The sequence below is a fragment of the Flagellimonas sp. 2504JD4-2 genome (assembly GCF_053642935.1).
On the sequence record NZ_JBSIOV010000002.1, the window covers coordinates 955650 to 981633 of the forward strand.

Genomic DNA, 25984 nt, shown 5'->3' on the forward strand with positions numbered 1-25984 from the left:
ATTATGAAAAAACACTTTATCAAAGTTGTACTTTCTTGCGCTGTCGTGGCGGGAAGTTTTTCAAGCTGCAAAAATTCCTCATCCGGTTCGTCAAAGAATGTTTCCAGAGCCACAGGTTGGAAAATCAATGCAAAGGAAGGAGGATTTCAACACAATTCTGATTTTAAAGAGCAAGAAACTCCTCCGGGAACCGTGTTTATTGAGGGTGGAACCTTTACTAAAGGAAAGGTTCAGGATGATATCATGCATGATTGGAACAATACACCAACCCAACAACATGTACAATCATTCTATATGGATGAAACCGAGGTGACCAATGTAATGTACTTAGAGTACTTGGATTATTTAAAGGCAGTATATCCTCCTGAAAACCCAAATTACAAGAACATTTATACTGGGGCTTTGCCAGATACTTTGGTCTGGAGAAACCGTTTAGGTTTTAATGAGACCATGACCAACAACTACCTAAGACACCCAGCCTATGCGGAATATCCTGTTGTGGGTGTAAACTGGGTACAAGCTGCTCAATATGCCGAATGGAGAACAGATAGGGTAAACGAAGCAATGTTGGAAAGAGAAGGTTATTTAGCCCAAGATGCAAAATACCAGGTATTAAATGGTGAAATTGAAGGGACCTTTAGCACAGAAGCCTATTTGAACAACCCTGAATCCGTTTATGGAGGTCAGATAGATTCACTTCAAGGAAAGCAAAAAAGGGATTCCATAAACACCTTTGCGAAAAGAAGTAGCGGTGTTATCATGCCTGAATACCGTCTCCCCACAGAAACTGAGTGGGAATACGCTGCCCAGGCTTTGATAGGATCCAGAGAATATAACAACTACCGGGGTAGAAAGAAATATCCATGGGAAGGTGATTACACCCGTAACGGTCAGCGTGTTGGTCGTGGAGATCAGTTGGCCAACTTTAAGCAAGCCAAAGGTGATTATGGAGGAATTGCAGGATGGTCTGATGATGGGGCTGATATTACCGCTGAAGTAAAATCATACAAACCAAACGATTTCGGTCTTTATGATATGGCTGGTAACGTATCCGAATGGGTGGCTGATGTATACCGTCCTATTGTTGACGATGAAATCAGTGACTTTAATTACTATAGAGGTAATATCTTCTTGAAAAAAGCCATTGGTGATGATGGCAAAGTGAAAATTTTACGTGATGAAATTAAATACGATACACTTCCCAACGGTAAAATTGTCGCCATTAATCTTCCAGGAGAAATAGAAATGGTTCCGGTAACCGAGGAAGAAACATATTTGAGAACCAACTTTGATTCCAGTGATAATCGCGGTTATCGAGATGGTGATCCAGGTTCTTCAAGATTCTTTGAAAGATTCAGTGACGAGTCGGACAACAGAAAAATGTATGATTCTCCCAAGCACAAGGTAGAACGTGATTCTACCGGAAAGCTAATCAGACAATATGATACATCCAACTACCGTACCTCGTTGATCAATGATGAAGTACGAGTTTACAAAGGTGGTTCATGGAGAGATAGAGCTTTTTGGTTAGATCCTGCACAGCGAAGATATCTACCACAATATATGGCTACCGATGATATCGGATTCCGATGCGCCATGTCAAGGGTTGGATCTAAATCCAAATCCAAAAACAAGACGATAAGGCACAAAAAAGCCAAGTAAGGAAAAATAATTCTAGAAGAGCCTCGATACAATTTATCGGGGCTTTTTTGTTTCCATTAAAGTCATACTGGCTCCCGTCTTTAACTAGATATTCCCCACCATTTTAATTCATGTGCTCCCATCAATTGCGGTTACGAATAAATCGTTGTAGGACAAGCGCTGTTAAAAATTTAACAAATTCAAGGGCCTGTTGTATCGATTTTTACATAATTTTAGCTGTTATATTTATAATTCTGGAATTTGATGTGGACCAAATTCCTTCTATCATTCAAGAAAAGACTAACTATATATACTCAAACTCAAAGAATATGAAAGCTAATTTATCCAGACTTCAATTGTCTGTTCACGCTCCATAGGAGACAGGTTATTCAATATCATTAAAGGCCTCTTGTTTATGTCATGTTTTTAGCTAAATCATGCAACAAAAGGTTTGTGGACGCCATTGGTGCATCCTTAAATACTGCTACAGTAAAGAATATTTGTCTTACCTGTAACCAATATAGCCGTGAACGCTCAAAATAAAGATGAACATATACTTTGGAATGAAATTAAAAAGGGCAATGTTATTGCCCTAGGCCAGGTATATGACCTTTATATACAGGTGCTCTTTTCCTACGGGTTCCAGTTATCCAAGGACAAAACTTATGTCATGGATTGCATTCACGATCTATTTTTGGACCTTTATAAATACCGTGAAAAACTTTCCGATACCGACAATATCAAATACTACCTGCTTACATCACTTCGAAGGAAGGTAAACAGAAAGTACAAACAAAATTTGGTTCACTTTGCCGAAAAAGAAGCTTTTGAAAACCACTTAAACATGTTGCAACATGTGCTGTCTCCCGAAGAAAGAATTATAGCACTGGAGAATGATTCCAAAAAGGGGAAAATATGGCAAAAGGCCAACGATTTCTTGACCAAAACCCAAGTAAAAGGTTTACAGCTAAGGTTTAAGGAAGGAAGACCTTACGAAGAAATTGCGGAGATCATGGATGTCTCTGTAGAAACTTCACGTACCATTATCTATCGGGCGATCAAATCTTTGCGAAAAAACATGATTATGCCCTCGGTACTCTTTGGATTATCGATACTTGCCCTATTCTTAAGCTAATTACTTCCTGGTATCCCATCCTGTTTCTTAGCTTCAAAACTTTTCACACCTAAATTTATTTCTATGCTGAAATTGGCATCAACGCCAGTAGAAATCGAGTTTCCCATAAAAAAAACACCCTTAAATTACCATTCCAATAAAAAAATATTAAAAAAATTGTCTATAAAACAAAGATTCGGTACTTATACTAGTATATGCATGTTTAAAGCGTGGTCAGAAATATCAGGTTGTACCACATAAATGCATGAGAACCAACCATGGAGAAAGGAAACAATATCCAAGAACTGAACACTAGGGAACGTGAGCATTTGAAAAAAAGAATCACCGCTTCAATTTTCAAATACCAACGCTATAGAAGAAACGTCAAATACGCAATCGGGCTAACATCGGCCGCAGTTGTCGCATCATTTGTTTTCGGAGTTTACTTCAACAATCTTCAAACCCCCTCCATAGAAACCTATGTTGAAACTTCGAATATTCATGTTGATACTTCCACAGACAAGGTTACACTTATGCTCGAAGAGGGCAAGAGTGTTGATATTGAAGGTGACAACTCCAGTCTTGCCTACTCCAGTACAGGTGAAAAAATTAGCATCGGAAAAAATGATGAGCTGAGCCAAGCCAATAAAAGAAACAACAAAGTCGTCTACAATACACTTATTGTTCCTTATGGCAAAAGATCACAGATTAAGTTGTCCGATGGCACCCAAGTTTGGTTAAACTCAGGGTCCAAGCTTGTTTATCCAGTTACTTTTAGCGAAAAGAAAAGGGAAGTTTACCTTGAAGGCGAAGGCATTTTTGATGTTGCCCATAACGAACAGCAGCCCTTTATGGTTTTATCCAAAAACCATGAAATAGAAGTTTTGGGAACGCTTTTTAATGTGAGCAATTACTCGGATGATGACAGTATCAGTACAACACTAAAAAATGGTAGTGTTCAAATCAAGTACAAGACCGATTCTTTTTTCAAAGTTCATGAAGTCTTGAAAATCTCTCCTGGAACCAGAGCGGTTTATGGTAAAAACTCTACTGCCATGTATGCCAATAAAGTGGACGTTGAAAAATATTTCTCCTGGAGAGACGGGGTTTTCATCTTTAAGAATGACAACCTAAAGCATATCATGAAAAGACTTTCGAGATATTATAATGTGGATATATCGGTCAATGACAAACAACTGGAAGCTCAAACATTTTCGGGATATCTCGACCTAAAGGAAAATGTTGAAAATGTGGTCAAGATAATTAAAGAAACCTCAGATTTTGAGTACACTATAAATGACAACCAAATATTGATTAACTAAAACCCGATTACTATATGAAATGAAAGACTAAAACAAAAAAAACCAGAAGATGCGCCAACACCTTCTGGCAAGCTAAAAACATTGCTGAAACTCTAACTCAGCAACATTAACTAATAAAAAAACTAAATTATGAATAAAATTGCTAACCCTAAGCCTTTAGGGAGAATAATATCCTTGAGGTCTTATCTCTGGAATATTATGAGAATTTTTCTTCTTTTTATTGCCATTGGTCTTAGTTCAGTTTATGCGAACACAAGCTACGCACAGACCAAAATGAGCATTGACGTCAACAATGTTACACTTGAGGACTTGTTTAACGAGATTCAATCCAAAAGTGAATTCATCTTTTTTTATAAAGATGATATTATTGACCAGCAAAGAAAGGTCACGCTTAATCTTAAAAATGCCAAACTATCACAAATACTGAATAAAGCGTTCAGCAAAACAGATTTAAGCTTTAAAATTGATGATAGACAGGTAGTTATAGTTAAAAGACCCATAGAGCTGTCCACACCTGAAAGTCCTGAGGAAGTTCAGGTTACCATAACCGGTACCGTAAATGACAATCTAGGAGCTCCACTACCTGGAGCCAACGTTGTGGAAAAGGGAACAACAAACGGCACACAAACTGACTTTGACGGAAATTATTCCATCACCGTTGGTGCAAATGCTGTCCTTGTGTTTAGCTATGTTGGTTTCGCAACTCAAGAGATTACAGTGGGTGATCAAACTTCAATTAATGTAAACATGGCAGAAGACGCCAGTTTATTGGATGAAGTTGTTGTTTTAGGATATTCCACGCAAACAAGAGGTGATTTGACCGGTTCCGTGGCATCCGTTGACTTGACCGAAGCCACCAAAGCTCCCTTGGTAAATGCTGCTGAGGCATTGGAAGGTAGAGTAACCGGTGTATCCGTCATCAATGCAGGTGCTCCAGGTTCCACACCAACGATACGAATTCGTGGATTTGGTTCTACTAACGCAAATGGTCCTCTTTTCATTATTGATGGAGTTCAAACAACCGATGCTTCCATCTTAAATTCCATCAATCCTGAGGACATAGCACAGATGAACGTTTTAAAGGATGGTGCAGCATCCATCTACGGAGCACGGGCATCCAACGGTGTCGTAATTATTGCCACAAAGAATGGCGGATACAATCAAGATTCAGCTACCATTTCGTTGGATATGTATACTGGTTTTTCCAGGGCAACAAACCTTCCTGATGTATTAAATGCACAGCAACACGGAGAAATGATCTTCGAGAGTTTGAGCAACGATAATCTGACTCCTTCCCACCCACAATACGGCAATGGTGCCTCCCCAGTAGTTCCTTCGAGCATTATTGGTGCACCTACTCCCGTGACGACAAGATCTGGTGGATCTTGGTTGGATGATGTTTTCCGTAGCGCTCCGACGCAAAACGTTTCACTCAGTATGGAAAACGGTACCGAAAATGCCAAATACAATGTTTCCCTTGGATATTTGAACAGACAAGGAACACAATTGGAGTCCTTCTTTAGAAGAGGGTTACTTCGTGCTAATTCGGAATTTAAAATTGGAGACAAAATACGAGTTGGAGAACACTTAAATGTTTCATTTGCCAACAGCAGTACAGCTAAAATCCCTGATGCTTCACTTGGAGGCAATCCCGTAATGCTTGCACAACGTAATAGCCCATTGTTGCCTGTAAGAGCGGATGATGGAAGCTTCGCAGGTACTTATTCCAATGCTCTTGGTTTATCCAACCCGACCAACCCTGTTGCCGATCTATCCAGAGCATCTGACGATTTCTACAAGACCATTCGGATTTTAGGAGACGTTTATGCCTCTTATGAATTTATTGATGGCCTTACTTTTAAGACCACCATTGGAGGTGACTTGGAATTACAGAATTCTAGACAGTTCTTGGCAACAAACCCAGAACACTCCGAAGCCAGGTCTACAAACACGCTTACAGAGTTCGATTATGATTCTTATAACTGGGTTTGGACGAATACACTAACGTTCAACAAAACATATGGAGACCATTCCATCAATGTTTTGGCCGGTTTGGAAGCTGTTGAAAACAGAATCAAGCAAAAGACCATCAATGTAACAGGATTTTTGTTTGAAACCCCTGATTTCTATCTATTGGACAGAGGTTCTGGAACTCCAAACTTTGGTTTTGTAGGTGATGTGACCAACTCCCTATTTTCAGTCTTTGGAAGCTTGAATTATTCTTACTCCAATAAATATTTGTTGACAGCAACGTTAAGAAGGGATTCCTCCTCTAACTTCCTAGGTGACAACCGAAGTGATACATTCCCTGCAGTAAGTGCAGGATGGTTGGTAAGTGAGGAAGATTGGTTCGACAGTGGTTTTGTCGATCGGTTTAAATTAAAAGCATCATGGGGACAATTGGGTAACCAAGCTGTTCCAGCGGCTAACCCTACCATCAATGTTTCTTCCATTAATCCAGCACAGTCCAATTACGCCTTTACGGGTTCAGGAACTCCAACAACAGGAGCAATTGTAGGAGCCATTGGAAATCCAGATTTACGATGGGAAACCTCTGAATCCACTAATATTGGAGCAGAATTCGGACTTCTTGGGAATACATTGAATTTTAGTATTGAATACTTCAAAATCGAGACCAATGACCTTATCGCCCAAGATTTGAGCGTTATCAGCACAACAGCGATTGACGCCAACGCTCCATTCGTGAATTTGGGTAACATCCAAAATACAGGTGTTGACATTACCTTAGGGTATCAAAACAGCACTGATTCTGGTTTTTCATATGGAATCGACCTGAATGTATCAGCTTACAAGAACGAGGTAACTAATCTTAGCTCAGATTTCCAGGTAGGTGACACCCGATTTAGAGGTGGGGCAGTTACCAGAACCGAGGTTGGAAGACCAATTTCGTCTTTCTTCGGATTGCAAGTGGATGGTATCTTCTCTAGCGAGGCTGAAGTGGGTAGTGCTGCCGACCAAGGCTTTGCCACTAACACTGATGGTGTAGGTAGATTCAGATATCGCGATGTCAATGGCGATAATGTGATCAATGATGATGATAGAACATTCATCGGATCCCCACATCCAGATTTTACTTATGGCATCAATCTTAACTTTGGCTACAAAAATTGGGATTTATCTGCCTTCTTATCTGGTGTATCTGGCAAAGATGCCTACAATTACAGCAAAATTTTTACGGATTTCCCTACCTTCTTCAATGCCAATAGAAGTGCAAGGACCTTGGATTCTTGGTCTCCAAGTAATACTAACGGAGCCTTACCGGCTCTTAGCTCAGTTATTACCAATAATGAGACATCACCGAATTCATACTTCGTTGAAAATGCATCTTATTTGAGGTTGAAAAACCTTCAGATAGGTTACACTATGCCCGATACTGTTTTAGACAAAATAGGCATTGATAATGTTAGGCTTTATTTGCAAGCATCAAACTTATTCACGATTACGGACTATAATGGATTAGATCCTGAAATTCCTATAATTGTGAGAAATGGTGCTATTGATAACCTTACCCAAGGTGTAGACGTTTCGGCTTTCCCGCTGGCTCAGATTTTCACTTTTGGAACTAATATTAAATTTTAAAAAAATGAAAAAGAAATTCTTATATCTAATAGCATTCTTTGCATTGACATTTTCATGCAACGATGACTTTACGATACAACCTGCTGTTGGTGCTTTGACAGATGATGCCATTGCCAATGAGACAGGGATAGATTTATTGCTGACAGGGGCTTATTCGGCCTTGGATGGTGTTCGTTTGAACCAAAGTGGAAACATTTTCGCATTTAGCCCAGACAATTGGTGGTTGGATGTAATGTCGGATGATGCACACAAGGGAAGTACAGATAGTGATCAGGTTGAGCTATTTCAACTTGAGACCTATGATATCCAAACCAGTAATCCATATGTATTGGCTAAATGGTTGTCCCTATATGCCGGTGTAAATCGTTCCAATGCGGTTTTGGCGTTGATTGCCACCATTACCGAAGGGGACTTTACAGGTAAAGCCGCTGAAGCTCGATTTTTAAGAGGATACTATAATTTTGAACTGCAAAAGTTGTACGGTAATCCAGCATATATTTCTGAGGAAAACTATGCTGCTACCGAGTTCAACCAACCAAACCCCGGACCAATTTGGGACCAGGTAGAAGCAGATTTTCAATTCGCCATCGATAACCTTCCTGATACCCAAGCAGAACCAGGAAGACCAACGTCCTGGACTGCCAAGGCGTTCTTGGGAAAAACCCATTTGTTTCAGGCAGAATGGGCAAATGCTTTGACCCAATTGCAGGATGTAATCAATAACGGACCATATTCTTTGAATACAGAGTTCTTGGATAATTTCACTTCCGCCGGGGAAAATGCTGGTGAATCAATATTTGCGATTCAATTTGCTACCGATGGAGGTCAATCCCTAAATGGAAACCAAGGGGGAACATTGAATTTCCCAGGTGGCGGTCCTTTCGACTCATGTTGTGGATTTTATCAGCCAACCCAGGATTTGGTAAACGCTTACCAAACCGATGGTGCAGGACTTCCTTTGTTGGACACTTTCAATCAGACCGATGTTGACAATGATCAAGGAATTGCCACTGCTGATCCATTTGTACCACATGCAGGCCCACTTGACCCAAGATTGGATTATACAGTTGGTCGAAGAGGCATCGATTACAATGGCTTCGGCACAATGGTTGGGGCTGACTGGATTCGAGCTTTACCTTCTGATGTATCTGGACCGTATTTACCAAAGAAGAACATTTATCAAGCCGATGAATTGGGTGCAAACCAAGGAACAGGAGCTTGGGGACAACAGCATTCGGGTATAAACTATAATGTTATACGCTATGCAGATGTTCTTTTGATGGCTGCTGAAGCCGCGGTGGAATCGACCGGAGATCTGGCAACCGCACTTGATTATGTTAATCAGGTTCGAAACAGGGCTAAAAACATGACATATGTGCTAAATGAAGCTGGCGATGCTCCTGCGGCCAATTACCAAATTGAGCCATACGCAGCTTTCGCAGATGTGGCTGCTGCACGTCAGGCCGTTCGTTTTGAAAGAAGATTGGAATTGGGTATGGAAGGACATCGTTTGTTCGACCTTAGAAGATGGGGCGTTGCTGAAAGCACCATCAATACCTATGTTACCAATGAAGATAGAACAATACCAAATTTTGACACCAAAGTAGCCACGTATCAGTCGTTTATGGATTTACTACCTATTCCGGTAAATGCCATTGACTTGAGTGGTAATATTCTAAGTCAAAATCCTGGGTATTAAGAATTAGTAGTTTGGTTAGTTTAAATAGTTAATTAAGTTTAAGTTGACTAAAGAAAACAGGGTGTAAAAGCCCTGTTTTCCAATTTATTATATATTCATTCAATGAAGTGTATCGGTAGCATATCTTTATCGTTGATCTTGGCTATTTTTTTGTGTTCATCCTGTTCAAAAAACGCTGAGAACAACGAAGCATTGTTGTTTTCAAAAATCAGCAAACATCAATCCGGAATTGACTTTTCCAACAACCTTGTAGAAACCGATTCACTCAATTATTTCAACTTTGCCTATATCTATATGGGTGGAGGAGTCTCAGCGGGAGATATCAATAACGACGGCTTGGTCGATTTGTATTTCACCGGAAACATGGTCCCCAACAAACTTTATCTGAACAAAGGGAACCTTCAATTTGAAGATATTTCCGAAGCCGCCGGTGTAGCAGGCGATAGCAGATGGTATACCGGAACTACTATGTCAGATGTGAACAATGACGGTCTTCTGGACATCTATTGTTCGGTAGGTGGAAAATTTGGTAATAAAGAAAATCAGCTGTTCATAAACAACGGGGACAATACCTTCACCGAAAAAGCAGCAGAATATGGCATTAATGACCCCAGTAATAGTGTTCAAAGTACGTTTTTTGATTACGATCTAGACGGCGACCTGGACCTATACGTGGCCAACTATCCTCCCACCCCATTTAATGCCCCTAATTTTTACTACGCCTTCAAACAGAAATTTCCAAAACCTTTGGAAACCGATAGACTGTTCAAAAATGAAGACGGTAAATATGTGGATGTAACGGAAGAGGCCGGTCTAAAGACCTTTGGTCTGTCATTAAGCGCTACGGTCGGAGATCTCAACCAAGATGGGTGGCCAGACCTATATGTGTCCAATGATTTTAGTTCACCCGATTATCTATACATCAACAATAAGAACGGAACATTTTCCGAACAAGTAAAGAAAACCACAAAAAATAACTCTTTCTATGGCATGGGAACCGACATTGCCGACTTTAACAACGATTTGTTGCTCGATATTATGCAAGTGGACATGACTGCGCAAATCAACAGAAGGGCAAAGGCCAATATGGCAAGCATGAACCCAGAATTGTTCTGGAGTACGGTAAACTCAGGGTTTCATTACCAATATATGCAGAACACCCTGCAATTGAACAATGGCAACCTTCATGATTCCCTTCCAGATTTTAGCAATATTTCACGGTTCGCCGGTGTATCCTCGACCGATTGGAGTTGGGGGCCATTATTTGCAGATTTGGACAATGATGGCTGGAAGGATCTTTTTATCTCCAATGGTACGCGCCGAGAAATTAACAATCGGGATTATTTCAAAGAAATTGAAAAAAAGGGGATTCCCAAAGACAGTATGCTGGCAAAAAGCCTGGCCATACCCTCCGAAAAAATCGATAATTATGTTTTTAGGAACAATGGTGACCTTACCTTATCTCGAATGAACAAGGAATGGGGAATTGAACACAAAGGATTTTCCAATGGCTGTGTCTATGTCGATTTGGATAATGACGGAGATTTGGAAATTGTCACCAATAACATAGATGACCTCGCATCCCTATTTGAAAATAAAAGCGCAGAACAAAATAACTACACTACCATTGAATTTAAAGGACCAGAAAAGAACGTATTTGGACTTGGCGCCAAGGTTACCTTATTTTCCAATGGAATCTCCCAATACCAAGAAATGACTTTAACCCGTGGATTTCAATCCTCCGTGGCCCCAAGGCTTCATTTTGGATTGGGAAAAGCTGAAAAAGTAGATTCTATAGCAATCCAGTGGCCCGATGCCAAAAAGCAGCTTGTTAAGAACCCAAAAATCAACAGTAAACTCATTATTGATTACGCCAACGCCCCAGCCTTTGACCCCACCAGCCCTCAATTAACCAAAACCCCGGCGTTTCAAACAGAAAAGGACAGCCTTAAAATCGTAAATCACACACATGTAGAAAATTACTTCAATGATTTTGAAAAAGAGATTTTACTTCCCCATCAAACCTCGCTGCTAGGTCCGAATATTGCAACCGGCGATTTGAACAATGATGGCCTGGACGACATTGTAGTAGGTAGTTCTTCGCAGAACACCACTGCGGTGTATGTTCAATTGAAAAACGGAAGCTTCAAAAAAACAGACTCCCAACCTTTTGCTGTGGACAGCGGTTCCGAGGATATGGGCATACATATTTTTGATGTTGAAAAAGATGGTGACAATGATATTTACATAGCCAGCGGGGGCAACGAGTTTTCCCCAGATTCGGAACAATTACAGGATAGACTCTATATCAACAATGGACAAGGTACCTTTATCAAGTCGGAAACTGCGTTACCCCGAATGATTACCAGCAGTTCGCGAATTCACAGCCATGACTTTGATAAAGATGGGGATTTGGACCTCTTCGTTGGAGGGCGACTTGTTCCAGGTAATTATCCTTCGCCAGCCAACAGTTACATCCTAGAAAACAGGAGCAGTTCAGAAGGTGCCCAATTTGTTGATGCAACGGAAAAAATAGCTCCAATGTTGTCCAAAATAGGCATGGTCACTGACGCGGTCTGGACAGATTTTGACGGCGATTCATGGACCGATTTGATTCTAATAGGGGAATGGATGCCCATAACCCTTCTCAAAAATGACAGTGGTTATTTTTCTGATGTAACAGAGAATTTTGGGATAAACGACACCACAGGATGGTGGTTCAGCATAAATGAGGGAGATTTTGACCATGATGGCGACATGGATTATTTGGTTGGCAACTTGGGCAAGAACTTCAAATACAAAGCCTCTGAGAACGAAACATTCGATATTTACCTCAATGATTTTGACCAAAACAATACCAAGGATATAGTCTTGAGCTATTACAATTATGGCGAAAAGTTTCCAGTGAGAGGACGAGAATGCTCATCCCAACAAATGCCTGCGATCAAGGAGAAATTTAAAAATTATGAGTCTTTTTCGAATGCGACGTTGGAGGATGTTTATGCCAAGGAAACTTTAGACAATTCATTACATTATCAGGTAAAGTCCTTTGCCAGCATTTATTTGGAAAACAGGAATGGTAAAATGATTCCACACCAGCTTCCCAATGTTGCCCAATTATCCTCTATCAATCAAATTATTATCCGGGATTTTGACAATGACCAAAATTTGGATGCGTTGATTGCTGGTAACCTTTATAATTCGGAAGTCGAAACCCCTAGAAATGACGCGAGCCATGGGCTTTTCTTAAAAGGAGATGGAAAAGGTTCTTTCAATCCGATTCCAGCAAAAGACAGTGGTTTCTTTGCGCCAGGTGACGTAAAAGACATGAAATCGATGAAAATAGCGGAAAAAGAATATATCGTAGTCGCCAAGAACTCGGACGCACTTCAATTTATTGCCATCAACTGATTCATACAATTTGATGCTCGCTTTAGCCTAACATCAGGGCTTTTTTATATCTTCGATTTATGACATTGGAACAACTTCATGCGATTTTCCTATCGCACCCCACGGCTTGCACCGATACCCGAAAAATAACCGAAGATTGCCTTTTTTTTGCCTTAAAAGGTCCAAATTTCAATGGAAATAAGTTTGCTCAACAAGCTTTGGAAAAAGGGGCTGCCTATGCAATTATGGATGAAGCCTCCCACAAAGCCTCGGACAACTGTATACTTGTGGAAGATGTTTTGGAAACGCTTCAAAATCTGGCAACATTCCATAGAAATTATTGTAGTGCCAGAATTGTATCTTTAACAGGAAGCAATGGCAAAACGACCACCAAAGAACTGATTCATTCCGTTTTATCCAAAAAATATAAAACCGTCGCTACAGAGGGCAACCTTAACAACCATATTGGAGTACCCCTTACTTTATTGTCCATTCAACCCGAAACCGAGCTTGCCATTGTGGAAATGGGGGCCAATCACCAAGGAGAAATTGCTTTTTTGTGCAGTATTGCCCAACCCGATTTTGGATACATCACCAACTTCGGGAAAGCGCACCTTGAAGGCTTTGGAGGTGTTGAAGGTGTTATCAAAGGGAAAAGCGAAATATATGGGTATCTCATTCCCAACGAAAAGCATGTTTTTCTGAACGCTGATGATCCCATTCAGCTCGAAAAATTATCTTCATACGTTAAAAAAATAGGTTTCAGTACCGACAACCCAGCATATTTCAATATTAAGATGTTGGAAGCTGACCCTTTTGTGGTCATCGAGGCTGAAGGCACTACAATCTCCACCCAGCTCATTGGCAGCTATAATTTTCCAAATTGCGCAGCTGCAATTACTATGGGAAAGTACTTTAACGTGCCTATGGACGACATTAAGTCCGCTTTGGAAGCATACGTCCCCGACAACAATCGCTCGCAAATTATGGAGCAAAAAGGGTTCAAAATCATTTTGGATGCCTACAATGCGAATCCTTCGAGCATGACAGTGGCGCTGGAGAATTTTAAAAACCTAAAGGAGGATGTCAAAACATTGATTTTAGGTGATATGTTCGAGCTTGGCCCCGAAGCATCAAATGAACACCAATCTATTGCGGATTTGGCACATGAGCAGGGTTTTACCGAAGTTTTTTTTGTAGGCGAAAACTTTTACAAAACACAGACCAATTTCAAAAAGTTCAAATCTTTTGCAGATTTTCAAGAATATCTTGAAACCAATTCGCTAAAAAAAGGGGCTCTCCTTATTAAAGGCTCCCGGGGAATGGCCCTAGAACGGGTTTTAGAGCTTCTATAGGCCCTATTTATCTTAAAGAAAACATAATATCATAATGTTGGGGCATTTTGTTCGACAAAATGGGCATAAATGTTTCTAACCATGAAAAATAATGTGATTGTCTTTGACGGCGAATGTAATTTGTGCAATGGTGTTGTAGGGTGGTTATTGAAGTTTGCACCCAACGGACTTTTCCAAATGGTAGCTTTTCAATCGCCATTAGGGCAGGAACTTCTAAAGCATCATGGTTTTCCAAATCAGCAGTTGGAAACCGTCATCCTATTTGATGAAAATGGCCAGCATGTACATTCGGACGGATTTCTCCGTATTCTTTCCAAAATACCCAAATGGCAGCTGGTTGGTTCTACCCTTTCATATGTCCCACGGATAGTTAGGGACAACATATACATTATAGCTGCAAAAAATAGGGTGAAATGGTTTGGCAAATCCCAAACCTGTGCGGTAAGCTTTTGAAAATATGTGGGATATACTGGATTCGAACCAGTGACCTCTGCCCTGTCAAGGCAGCGCTCTAAACCAACTGAGCTAATATCCCATAAAAATGGAGTGCAATATCGTAAAATTGTTACCAATCACCATATTCTGCAGAGTTCTTTTGTGTTTCATGCAGTGTTATATGAAGTAAATGGCCTTTTTTAAGCTTGGGTTTTAAGATATCATAGATAACTTTCACAAAATACTCCGTGGTTGGGTAAAGTTCTTCAAATTCGGGACAGTCGACGTTTAAGTTTTTATGGTCAAACCGTTCTTCAACTTCATCGCGGATAAGATTTCCCAAAACCGCTAAATCCATTACAAAACCTGTGTCAGGGTCCACTTCACCCCTAATCCTGACCTCCAAATCAAAATTATGGCCATGTATATTGTTGCATTTTCCAAAAGTCTCAATGTTCTTTTCATTGCTCCAATTGGGATTATGCAATCTATGTGCAGCATTAAAGTGGGCTTTGCGACAAATTGTAGCTATCATTCAATACCAAATTTCTGCAAAGATACTTCTAAAGCCAGCATCTTGCCAAACTATCCACTTGCTATATCATCTTAAAAGGCATAAAAAAAGCCATCCTAAAAGGATGGCTTTCTGGTCATAAAGACCTCACTTTTTGAACTTGACGGTTATTGTTTAGAAAGTTCAAAAGGGTGTGCATTTCCAATTAAAATATCTAAACCCCGATAATCCATCAGACACATCGCTTATCTCGATTTGTTATCAGGCAATCTGAAAAGAGGCCGAAAATCAGCCTCTTTTATTCAGAATGAATTATTGTTTTACCATTACAACATTGTTGGATATACAGCAATCTGTTTCAAGATTGAACGCAACCTGCTGTGGATCCAAACATTCCAAAGATAAGCCTGTGCCTCCGGCACCGGAATAGACGGCATTAAAGCCGAAAGCATTCCAAGCGGCCACTCCATTGGATTCGTTCGCAATAGAAGTAGTTCCTGTACTCAAATCCACATCAAGTATAAGGTCATCAGACCCTAACGCTGTGTAAATTCCACCAACTACCGTTAGTTGATTACTTGCCGGTCCTGAAACTATTTGAATACCGGTTTCGGTCGGGAAGCCGAATCCTGAATAGGTATGGCTTACCACGTCGTATGTTCCAGCAAATGAACTTGTATCTGACAAAGCTGGACAAGCGATGGTGAAATTAAATTCAAAAGCCTGCAAATAACCTGCTTCATCAAGAAGATCATCGGTAACACTACCTCCTCGCGCAACATATAGACTTCCGTCCGGCGCAGAGTTGATTCTATCCTCTGGACCTACTGTAACCTCATCACCATCGGCATCTAAATAAACACCATTTTCAAGGGTAACCTCAATTAAATCCAATCGCGTACTACCGCTAAATACATTCCCTTCGTTATTGGTTACTTTAGCAGTAAAGAAAAATTGGTCTCCAAAGTTAAGATCTGCCACAGTAACTCCTAATAAGGATGCCAAGTCTTCGGCATTGAATGCAAGAGAGGCTGGGAAGGAAGTTATATCCTGTACATTCACAGTATCTGTTACGGTTCCGGATAAACTCGCATATAGGTCTAGATCGTACAAGGTTGCAGTCCCGTTACCATCAATCAAATTGAAGCTGTAGGTAACATCGCTTACGTCACTAACACCAACAACAACAGGTGGGTTAACCTCTGCAAACCTAACGAACCCTCCATTTCTAAGGAAATCGTTCAGATTATTCTTATCATCATCCTCACATGATGTAAAGGAAGCTCCGGCCACGATTACAACGGCCAAGAATGCTAAATTAATTTTTGAATATATTTTATTTATTAATTTCATTTTTCATGATTTAAAGGTTAATCCAATACTGCAGGATTCGTATCCCAGAAGGTTTTAACTGAAATCTCCTTTTGACTAATGTTAGAGTTGGTATTTACCACAGTTGCTGGATATAAGAACGTTCTAGGGAAAGCTCCTGGAGTTCCAACATGACCTGAAATATCACTTGGCATTCCAGTTCTACGGTAATTGTTGTAAGCCTCTATTCCATTACCCCAAAGCGCAAGGTAATACTCTTTCATAATAACATCCAGCCTTGCTGTATCATCAGCAGCGGCATCGTATTGTCCCAAAACAAAGGTAACATAGTCATCAACATCTGTCTGAGTTGCAGCAAAAGCCGGTGTAACTTGGCCAGGGATAAAGTTCAATACTTTGTCCATAGACCCTCTAATACCCTCTTCCAACAACGTTCTAGGATCTCCCGTAGTACCTGACATCAATGCAGATTCTGCCTGCATAAACTTAACATAAGTTGAAAGCATGAAAGGGAAAATACCTGCTCCACCACCTCCTGCGTTCACAGCAACAGATGTAAAAGTATCAGCATCAAAAGCTCCTCCAATCGGATATAAACCGTAGGTTGATCTTTTCAATCCATCCGGTGGCACACCATCATCATCACCATGGTCACGTGTCCAATAGAAATCACCTAGATGGCAAAAGTTAAATCCAGGTTCACCCTCACATGGCAAATCATCACCTGTTGGGGTTTCGGCAACCTGCCTGTAGAAATAATATCTCAATCTAGGATCTTCAAACCCTTTATCAGCCTTTAATAAATTCACGTAGTAGCTAACCAGATAATCGTCAGCACCATCTGCATCATAAATAAGAGCATAATAAGGATGTCTACTCTCCCCTGTTGTACTCGCCGTGGTTGAATACTGGAATTCAAAATCATCGGCAGCATCTGTAATCAATCCAGAATTTATAAGGCCATTGATTTCACTGCTAAAGTCTCCAATCAAACGCATTTGTAAATACATCTTGAACTTAAGTGTATTGGCCAACCTTACCCATTGTGCCTTGTTACCACCATAAAAAAGGTCGTTTGGCATAACAGATCCAGTTGCATTAATTGCAGCAACCCCTTCATCTATAACAGTAAACATGGCGTTGTAAATAGACTGACCACTGTCAACATTCGGGTTTGCATTTTCATTACCCTGAAGTGCTTCCGTAAAAGGCACATCTCCAAACATATCCACTAATGTTACATAGATATACGCTTGTATGATTTTAGCAACTCCTATGAACCCTTGAAGACCTCTTTCCTCAGCCAACGGTATCATCACATTGATATCCTGAAGCGACTCTCTATATAAATCGGTCCAAAGATTGTCAAGATTACCTGAACTTAAAGAAAAGGGTCCTACATACGCCCCAAACAAATGTTGCATTCTTACAAACTCTGCAGCACGAACGTTGATACCATCCTCATTGTCCTCATTATAGGCTATGGCATTTACAAATCGTAACTGCACATTGTTCAACAACAATTCGGGGTCAGCACTGGAAGGTGTTAACTCACTTGGGTCATTAAGCTGATTCAAATCTACCGTTTCACAGCTTATACCGAGCATCAGCATCAAAATGCCAATGATACTTATTTTATTATAGTTTTTCATTGTCCTATTTTTTTTCTTTTCCACTTATTAGAATGTTGCCTTGATACTAAATCCATATTTCTTAGAAGTAGGAGTTGTTTGAAGATCAAGTCCCAAACCGTTACCAACACCCGTACTAATCACCTCAGGGTCAAAATTGGTTCCTGGTGGAACATTTGGAGCCCAATACCACATGTTCTGTCCTAGTACTGTGAAGGAAAGTGACCCGAATGGTGTTTTTTCCAAAAATTTTCTAGGTAATGCATAAGTCAATGATACTTCTCTAAGTCTTACCACTGATCCATCGTATATTCCTTGACCACTAGGGTCAACAAAGTTCAAGAAGTAAATTTCATTGGCACCTTGTTGAATGGTGTTTGGAATTGGATTTCCAGAACCATCAAGCAACACCTGTCCGGTGTTTGGATCGGCAAGGACACCAGGAATAATTACTGTTCCTTCTCTGTCTTGAGTATCAGTAGTTACACCTCTACGAATAAGGTTACCAATGGTATTGGAGCTAAAATCTCCACCATGGGTGTATTCAAACTGAGTAGTCAAACTCAGCCCTTTGTAAGAAAAGGTGTTACTGTTAACCATTCTCCAGTCTGGGTTTGGATCACCGATTATCTCATTGTCCAAACCAAGGGCATCACTGTCAATGACGTTACCATCCTGCGGGTTTATCAGTAAATTGCCTTGGTCGTCCCTTACAGCAAAACTTCCTCGGATCACACCTAATGGCTGTCCTTCAATGGCATAGTTACCCAAGTTGGAGAATCCAGCGATAAATACATCATCTCCACCTGGAAGGTCTACCACTTCGTTTTGATCGGCGGTAAAGTTGAAATTTGTGTTCCACTGGAATCCTTCACTATTCCTAAGTAAGTTTAAGCCCAAATCCACTTCGATACCTTCCGTATTGATTTGACCAGCATTAATTGTAGTTCTGTCAAAACCTGTTGATGGATCCAAGATCTTACCAAGAATCTGGTCTTTGGAATCCCTCTTATAGACACTTACTTCAAGGTTTATTCTGTTATCCCAAAGGTTGGCCTCAACCCCTGCTTCAAACTCTCTGTGCAATTCAGGTTTTAAATCTGGGTTAGGAAAGATATCCAAGCCAGTACCTAAACCTCCACTCGAGTTTACATTTATCAAAGTACCTGTTCGCGTAGTGAACTGTGCGGTACCCAAAGCCAATGTTGGTCTTGTGTTGTATGGACCAGGGAAACCTGCAGAAGTACCGTATCCGAATCTGAACTTAAGGAAGTTCAAGAAATTACCCTTCATTTCAGGAATTGCTGAAGTAGGGATGAATGACATCGATGCAGAAGGATAGAACAAAGATCTGTTATCTCGTTCAACTGTTGAAGACCAGTCATTTCTTCCTGCTAAAGTAAGGTAAAGGAAGTTCGAATAGTCAAATCCTAGAGACCCATATAGTCCAAGCGTGTTTACCGTTTGTCTAAAGTCTAGGTTCGAACCTAGAGGATCCGCGTTACTCTGTGTAGCAAAATTGGTATGGTCAATAAAGTCGAATACTACTTGGCCCGTACTTACCTGTCCAAACTTTTCAAAAGTTTCAGAGTTGGCGTTAAAACCTACGGTTCCAGTGAATCCAAGTTTTTCTGTTAATTGCACGCTGTTGATGTTCAAAATCAAACTGTGGTCCCAAATGGTATTAACAGCCGAGGTAGTTTTCAAAAATCCTTGCTGTGACAATAGACTTGAAACACCACCTTTGTTTACATAGAACTGCTGATTTTCGGTAAACGTATCCAATCCAACCCGGTAGGTAAGTGCTACCTTATCACTAAAGTCATAACTTGAGCTTATCGAATTGTAAAAACGATTCGTTTTGATTTGCTCCTGTGAATTGGCCACCAACCAATTTGGGTTTTCTTGATCCGCTCTATAGTATACATTAGATCCATCCAAAGGATTCTGGAATGGAAGACCATTCAAATCCAAGTTTCTTGGAACGAACAATGTTCTAAAGAAAATCGAGAAGTTACCTGTACCGTTACTGGCCGAAACCGGAGGTGTGGTAAAGTCACTTGTAGAAAAGTTAAAAGAACCATTGATTCTGAACTTATTGCTCAGCTTAATGGAACCTCCCAATCCGAAATTGGTTCTGTTTATGTTGTTTCCTGGAACAAATCCATCTTCATCCGTATGACCAAAGTTTACATTATAGGCCACATTTTCAGTACTCTTGGAAGCATTGATGGACGTGGTCCTACCTAAACCTTTTCTAAAAAAGTCTCGTACGTTATTTTCGAATGCTCTATAAGGAACATTTACCCCTTGGAATTCTGGGAAAGGTTCCGCAAACTGTGCTTGGTTATAGTGGTGTCTTACCGTAGCATTGCTATCGAACCTTCCACCCCAGTTACCTACAAACCCAACATTGATGGAGTTGTCACCACCTTGACCGTAGATGTTCTGGTAATCTGGCAAGCTTGCTATTTGGTTTACAAATACAGATTGGTTAACACTTACTTCGAATCCTTTGTCAACAAGTTCAGAAGCACCTGTTTTGGTAGTAATCAAAATAACCCCGTTTCTACCAAGGTTACCATAAAGTACCGTTGCACTCAATCCTTTAAGGATACTGATATCCTCAATGTTGTTTGGATCCAGGTCCAAAAATCTACTTGATGCCGAAACGGAACCATTTCCAGTGGTCACGTTACTCTCGGCATTGGTATCCGTGTTAAAGGGAACCCCATTTACTACGAATAGAGGCTGGTTGTTACCTGTGATGGAAACATTACCACGAATTCTGATGTTTGTACCACTACCGGCCAAACCACCAGTTCCGACTACGTTAACACCAGCGGCCTTACCACTTAATACCCTAGCGATATCCGCCTCAGGTCTGTTTTCAACCTTATCGGACCCCACATTGGTTACGGCATAACCAAGAGCCTTCTTTTCTCTTCGGATACCCTGGGCCGTAACAACAACCTCTTCAAGAGCTTGCGTGTCCTCTTCCATTTGAACGTTGATAACACTTGCGGCACCAACCACTCTTCTTGCCGTTCTTTGGCCCAAATAAGTGTAAAGCAATGCTTGACCCTCACTTGCTAAAATGGAATAGTTCCCATCAAAATCGGTCTGGGTCCCAGTAGAAGTGCCCTCAACAATAATGTTGACCCCGGGTAATGGTACGCCCGTATGGTCGATAACTGTACCCGTAATTGTTTTTTCTTGGGACAGGACCGTTGTTGTACACAACAGTAGGGCTAGAATCCCAAACAGTTTCAATACTTTCATAGAATTAAAAGTTTTGTTAGTAATTAATGAGTTAGCGCAACTGAGAAAGGTAGACGGGAGAAGTTGTTTTGATAGCTAATTCAAATAATACTCCCTAGTACGAAAACAAAACTTAATGGAAAGTTTCTATTTATTTAAGGTAGTAAGGCCTCTCACCGCCTTACCTTTACAATTGCAGGAACAAAAGAATTATAAGTAGCTTAAGTAAGGGTACTTTTAAAACGGGAAGGACGTTAAAACCAGTTGCCCCAAACGGGACGAACTCTTTTTAACTTTTATTTGAATGTATCCAGAGATATAAAAGGTTTCTTAAATTTTAACAATTAAAGTTGAAATAGCACATTTCCACTCAATGGAAGTACGGAGCAGCATGCATATGACAAATTCCGAAATCGGATCGATGTTCAAAACTTTTGCCCTTATGCAATATCAATGAAACGCTTCAAAGGCAAAAAAAGATGGCTGGAAGTAAGCAACCGATAGATAGAATAAATAGGGAAGAAAGCTATAAAAAAAGATTACGAAGCATACAGCGCCAAGCTTCTAAAGTCGTTAGGGCTTAGACCTGTTTCCTTTTTAAATGCACCATAAAAGCTGGTCTTGCTATTAAACCCAACTTCATACATTATAGCTTTGACACTTAAAGACGAGTGTTCTAAAAGAAGTTCCTTGGCCTCCTCAATTCTGTATTGGTTAAGCAAAGCATAGAAATTTTTGGACATGTATTCATTTAACACTTGGGATACCTTGTATCTATCCCTATTAATGTGTCGTGAAAGATCACCCAGACCAACCGCGTTGTTCTTATACAACTTCTCGGATTCAAAGGCAATCTTGATCTCATTTGTAATTTCAATGGCCTCATGCAACGTTAATCCCGACTTTTCATATTTCATCGCGGAACCATTGGCATGCTGATCCATCTCAACATTTCCAGAAGAAAAAATATATTTAATAAGTTTTTTCATAGCGGCTAGGTTGAAAACCACTACCATAGTTAAGGCAAAAGACAAAAACTCCAGTTCCAGCCGATAAGGATTAACGTAAACAATCATCGGGAGAAGTTTACTGCTATACTGTATGAACACCCGGAAAGTCCCATAATAACTGGCAACCTACTTATTGGTTCGCTAAAACTCAGCGAATACAATCCAAAGATTTGTTATTTAAATCATAAAGCCTTTATAGCCATTTTTTAAAGTAACCCAATATTTAATCTAGGGGCGCCTCTAAAACGTTCTAAAGTGACAAATTTTTGAATTGGGAACCTGCTCGCTTATGATTTCCTTTGGGAAAGACATTATGACCGTATAAATTTCAGATTCAGGGATTTTCCACCCTAATTATCTGCAAATAATCGTTGTTCTTGGCGGATAGCAAGTAGTTCTTGCCTTTTATTCGAATCATCGCCAAATCTTTAACATCACCATTGGTATAGAGACCTGTATCCGTAGCTGGTTTAGCAGTAAAGCCTCCTGTTCCGTCTCCTTGCAAGAACACTCCATAACCAGCATCGGCCCTTGGTGTTTCAACCTCTGATGCATAAAGGTTTCCAGCAGCCAATATATCCTGCCGACCATCTTTATCAAAATCCTGTATCAAAATTTGATTTATTGGACCCAGTTGAGCCTGATTGGGCAAAATATGTTTTGCAAACTTACCTTCTTTGTTTTCAAAATAGGCGCTAGCAAATGATCTTACTTGATAATGCAAACTGCTTTCCAATTTCTCCTCACCGTAGACGTCGATCAAAGTTGCTGTGGAAAATTGATCGTAGTTCTCGAACTTCTCCTTAATACCAGGAATTTGTTGTGACGAGCATTCACGTCCGCGTAGCGGATACTTCTTCCCTTCGTTGTAATAGCTTAATACGATATCATTTTTCCGGTTGTCATCGAAATCCGTAAAATATATATCAAAAGTCTCTTCTTCCTTTGCTTTGTACTTATAGTTGAGTCCTAAATTTCCAGCAACCAGATCCAGATCACCATCACCATCCATATCTTCACTTTGTATGCTGAACCACCATCCTTCTGTGTTTTCCAAACCAAGTTCTTTTGAAACGTCCTCAAATTTGCCCGCATTGTTCTTGAACAGTTTAATGGGCATCCACTCGCCGACCACAACTAGATCCATCCACCCATCATTGTTATAGTCCAAAGGGGCCGCACTAGTCACCAATCCCAACTTTTTAAACATGGGCGCCACCTTTTGGGTTGCGTTTACAAATCTTGGGCTTCCTTTTCTGCTTTTATTCTCCAATATATAGCTGTCCGCTGGTAAAGGATACTTGCCCGGCACCAAACGTCCAGTCACAAACAGATCTTGATCGCCATCATTATCAAAATCAAATTGGTACACTCTTCCGCCACTGCTTATTATAATAGGTAATGCGGATATGCTTTTTTTAAGATTACCAGCACCATCATTTATGTACAGGCGGTCTTGTAATTTACTTTTGTCATTTGCAAATTCATTGCCTCCACTTACAACGTATAAATCATTGTCCCCATCATTGTCCGGGTCGAAAATAAGCGCACCCAAATCCTCATGATATCTATCTTCCAACAAAAACTTACTTTTCTGTTGTTCGAAACCGCCATCCTTCCTTTGAAGAAACAACCCACCAGGAAAGCTTTTGGCAGCACCAATGTAAAAATCCTCCAGACCATCGCCGTTAATATCGCCAACTGCAACACCCGGCCCAAATTGGGAGGTTTTATGTGGCAATAGAATTTCATCTTCAAAATCGTCATAGCTATTTTCCTTATGTTTATATAATGCTATTGTGTCCGGCAAGAAACTATTGAATAGTTCCTCTCCTTTATTTTGAGTGTCAAAATCTTTAGATTCAGTAGCACACGCATACTGAAGGGTAAGCTGTTGGTTGACATCAATTTGTTTTAAGGTGGTTGATTTCCCATCTGCCCAATCCACGACCAATTCTTCTATTTTTTCCGACTTCCCAACCCCAAAGTGAATTGTAGGAGCGACAGAGGACTGAAACCCCCTGCTCAAGGTCAATTCTTGCATTTGCTTACCGCTGTCGGTTTTGATGGTAACCTTGCTCCCCAGTCCAAAATTGTTTTCTGGTAATCCCCTTAATTTGATCGTGATATAGTTATTTATTCCTGAGCTGGTATTTTCAAAAATGCTAGGTTCTTCATCAATATTATTGGTCACAATCTCCAAATCCCCATCATTGTCCAAATCTACATACACAGCTCCATTGGAAAAGCCCTTGTGTTGAATTCCCCAGTAAGCGTTGGCTTGTTCAAAGGATAAATCCCCTTTATTTCTAAAAATATAATTATCAATCTTTTCGGACGGTATTCTTAGGCTTTTGATAAGTAAGCTGTCCTTATGTTTTTTTTGGCCCTTAAGACTTGCGAAATAATCCTTGTTGTTAATCTCCCTTCTTGTACCGTTAGATATAAAAACATCTTTTAATCCATCATTATCAAAATCCGCAAATAGAGGGGCCCAACTCCAATCGGTGGACGATAATCCCGCCAACCTTGATATATCGCTGAATTTGGGCCGTCCATTTTGGATTATTCCAGAATTTAGCTGCAATGTATTCTGCATAAATTGATAGTGAAATCCCACTTCTTCCATATTTCTGAAAATCAATGGATTCATGCTCGCCATATTTGCCTTTGAACGTCTATTGGATGCGGCATCCATATCCATTTGAAGAATATCTACATAGCCATCATTATTGAAATCCGCAATGTCGACGCCCATGCCGTAAAAGGAGGTGTGCTGGGTAGTTTCTTTTATCACATCTTTAAATGTTCCATCCTGATTGTTCAGATACATCACATCCGGAGAGCCAAAATCGTTGGAAATATACATGTCTTGCCAGCCATCCTGATTAAGGTCGCTTACCGTTACGCTCAGGGCCAATCCATAAAATTTGACACCAGCCTCTTCGGTAATTCTCGTAAAGTATCCCCCGTCATTTCTGTAGAGATTATCAGTTTCCACATCGGTGACCCATTTCATTCGGTCTTTGTAGTTAAAACTATTGTATTGAAAGGGAGTGATGGGATAGTTTGCTACAAAAACGTCCAGATCACCATCATTGTCATAATCAAAGAAAGATGCATCCACGCTATTCCCTATATCGTCGAGACCATATTCTTTGGCCTTTTCGGTAAATGTATTGTCTCCATTGTTAATGTATAAGAGGTTGTGTTTGGGGTTTGATTGACCGGCCACTAAGCAGTAGATGTCCAAATAGCCATCGTTGTTCACATCGGCCATGGTCGTACCTGTAAACCACCTGGTATCTCCTTCAATATTGGCGCTCTCAGAAATATCTTCGAATTGCAAATTTCCTTTGTTCAGGTAGAGGCGGTTCCTGACCATATTACCTGTAAAAAAGAGATCTGTCAACCCATCATTATTAATATCCCCTGCAGAAATACCACCTCCCATATAAATGTATGGGTAGGTAAAGTAATTTAATGTATCGGTCTCTTTTAGATCATTTGAAAATAAAACACCAGTACTATCTGGGTCCAGTTTTTTAAAAATGGGCGCAGTTATACGAACATCTGAAACATTTTCACCCGTGGTGTTGCATGAGAGAAGAATGGCTGAACAAAAGAGAATCACAATAATGTTCGTTAGCATTTTCATAGTACTTGTCTTTTAAATGTGA

At 40.3% G+C, this 25984-nt stretch carries 14 protein-coding genes and 1 tRNA gene; 8 read left to right on the forward strand and 7 right to left on the reverse strand.

Going from position 1 to position 25984, the window contains the following annotated elements; translation table 11 throughout:
* Window positions 1–3: 3 nt before the first annotated feature.
* The 8 genes from gldJ (at window position 4) to ACULLH_RS11070 (ending at window position 14574) form a co-directional block, all read left to right on the forward strand.
* A complete protein-coding gene (gene gldJ / locus ACULLH_RS11035) occupies window positions 4–1662 on the forward strand; it encodes a gliding motility lipoprotein GldJ (RefSeq protein WP_454088791.1) in 1659 nt (552 codons plus the stop codon).
* Between the two features lie 505 nt (window positions 1663–2167).
* Window positions 2168–2776 (forward strand): RNA polymerase sigma factor, encoded by a 609-nt coding sequence (locus ACULLH_RS11040; protein WP_454088792.1) that lies wholly within the window; start codon window positions 2168–2170, stop codon window positions 2774–2776.
* A 257-nt stretch (window positions 2777–3033) separates the two neighbouring features.
* A complete protein-coding gene (locus ACULLH_RS11045; protein ID WP_454088793.1) occupies window positions 3034–4077 on the forward strand; it encodes a FecR family protein in 1044 nt (347 codons plus the stop codon).
* A 129-nt stretch (window positions 4078–4206) separates the two neighbouring features.
* Window positions 4207–7677: a TonB-dependent receptor gene (locus tag ACULLH_RS11050; RefSeq protein WP_454088794.1), complete on the forward strand. Its 3471-nt coding sequence runs from the start codon at window positions 4207–4209 to the stop codon at window positions 7675–7677.
* A gap of 4 nt (window positions 7678–7681) precedes the next feature.
* A complete protein-coding gene (locus ACULLH_RS11055) occupies window positions 7682–9376 on the forward strand; it encodes a RagB/SusD family nutrient uptake outer membrane protein (protein ID WP_454088795.1) in 1695 nt (564 codons plus the stop codon).
* Window positions 9377–9514: 138 nt separating this feature from the next.
* Window positions 9515–12787: a VCBS repeat-containing protein gene (locus tag ACULLH_RS11060; protein ID WP_454088796.1), complete on the forward strand. Its 3273-nt coding sequence runs from the start codon at window positions 9515–9517 to the stop codon at window positions 12785–12787.
* A gap of 59 nt (window positions 12788–12846) precedes the next feature.
* Window positions 12847–14121: a UDP-N-acetylmuramoyl-tripeptide--D-alanyl-D-alanine ligase gene (locus tag ACULLH_RS11065; RefSeq protein ID WP_454088797.1), complete on the forward strand. Its 1275-nt coding sequence runs from the start codon at window positions 12847–12849 to the stop codon at window positions 14119–14121.
* Window positions 14122–14202: 81 nt separating this feature from the next.
* Window positions 14203–14574, forward strand: a complete 372-nt coding sequence (locus ACULLH_RS11070; RefSeq protein WP_454088798.1) for a thiol-disulfide oxidoreductase DCC family protein — start codon at window positions 14203–14205, stop codon at window positions 14572–14574.
* A gap of 7 nt (window positions 14575–14581) precedes the next feature.
* On the opposite strand, the gene ACULLH_RS11075 is transcribed toward ACULLH_RS11070, so the two are convergent.
* From ACULLH_RS11075 to ACULLH_RS11105, 7 genes are all read right to left on the reverse strand, one after another.
* Window positions 14582–14656, reverse strand: a tRNA-Val gene (locus tag ACULLH_RS11075).
* A gap of 30 nt (window positions 14657–14686) precedes the next feature.
* On the reverse strand, window positions 14687–15091 hold the full coding sequence (locus ACULLH_RS11080) for a 6-pyruvoyl trahydropterin synthase family protein (RefSeq protein ID WP_454088799.1): 405 nt from the start codon (window positions 15089–15091) through the stop codon (window positions 14687–14689).
* 291 nt (window positions 15092–15382) lie between these two features.
* A complete protein-coding gene (locus tag ACULLH_RS11085) occupies window positions 15383–16423 on the reverse strand; it encodes a hypothetical protein (protein ID WP_454088800.1) in 1041 nt (346 codons plus the stop codon).
* A gap of 17 nt (window positions 16424–16440) precedes the next feature.
* Window positions 16441–18054: a SusD/RagB family nutrient-binding outer membrane lipoprotein gene (locus tag ACULLH_RS11090; RefSeq protein WP_454088801.1), complete on the reverse strand. Its 1614-nt coding sequence runs from the start codon at window positions 18052–18054 to the stop codon at window positions 16441–16443.
* A gap of 27 nt (window positions 18055–18081) precedes the next feature.
* On the reverse strand, window positions 18082–21315 hold the full coding sequence (locus ACULLH_RS11095) for a SusC/RagA family TonB-linked outer membrane protein (RefSeq protein ID WP_454088802.1): 3234 nt from the start codon (window positions 21313–21315) through the stop codon (window positions 18082–18084).
* A gap of 518 nt (window positions 21316–21833) precedes the next feature.
* Window positions 21834–22283, reverse strand: a complete 450-nt coding sequence (locus ACULLH_RS11100) for a helix-turn-helix domain-containing protein (protein ID WP_454088803.1) — start codon at window positions 22281–22283, stop codon at window positions 21834–21836.
* Between the two features lie 355 nt (window positions 22284–22638).
* Window positions 22639–25962: an FG-GAP-like repeat-containing protein gene (locus ACULLH_RS11105; protein ID WP_454088804.1), complete on the reverse strand. Its 3324-nt coding sequence runs from the start codon at window positions 25960–25962 to the stop codon at window positions 22639–22641.
* Between the last annotated feature and the right edge of the window lie 22 nt (window positions 25963–25984).

Coding starts and splice junctions, on each gene's coding strand:
- gldJ (WP_454088791.1), top strand. CDS start 4: ATGAAAAAACACTTTATCAAAGTTGTACTTTCTTGCGCTGTCGTGGCG.
- ACULLH_RS11045 (WP_454088793.1), top strand. CDS start 3,034: ATGGAGAAAGGAAACAATATCCAAGAACTGAACACTAGGGAACGTGAG.
- ACULLH_RS11050 (WP_454088794.1), top strand. CDS start 4,207: ATGAATAAAATTGCTAACCCTAAGCCTTTAGGGAGAATAATATCCTTG.
- ACULLH_RS11055 (WP_454088795.1), top strand. CDS start 7,682: ATGAAAAAGAAATTCTTATATCTAATAGCATTCTTTGCATTGACATTT.
- ACULLH_RS11065 (WP_454088797.1), top strand. CDS start 12,847: ATGACATTGGAACAACTTCATGCGATTTTCCTATCGCACCCCACGGCT.
- ACULLH_RS11070 (WP_454088798.1), top strand. CDS start 14,203: ATGAAAAATAATGTGATTGTCTTTGACGGCGAATGTAATTTGTGCAAT.
- ACULLH_RS11080 (WP_454088799.1), bottom strand. CDS start 15,091: ATGATAGCTACAATTTGTCGCAAAGCCCACTTTAATGCTGCACATAGA.
- ACULLH_RS11085 (WP_454088800.1), bottom strand. CDS start 16,423: ATGAAATTAATAAATAAAATATATTCAAAAATTAATTTAGCATTCTTG.
- ACULLH_RS11090 (WP_454088801.1), bottom strand. CDS start 18,054: ATGAAAAACTATAATAAAATAAGTATCATTGGCATTTTGATGCTGATG.
- ACULLH_RS11095 (WP_454088802.1), bottom strand. CDS start 21,315: ATGAAAGTATTGAAACTGTTTGGGATTCTAGCCCTACTGTTGTGTACA.
- ACULLH_RS11100 (WP_454088803.1), bottom strand. CDS start 22,283: ATGAAAAAACTTATTAAATATATTTTTTCTTCTGGAAATGTTGAGATG.
- ACULLH_RS11105 (WP_454088804.1), bottom strand. CDS start 25,962: ATGAAAATGCTAACGAACATTATTGTGATTCTCTTTTGTTCAGCCATT.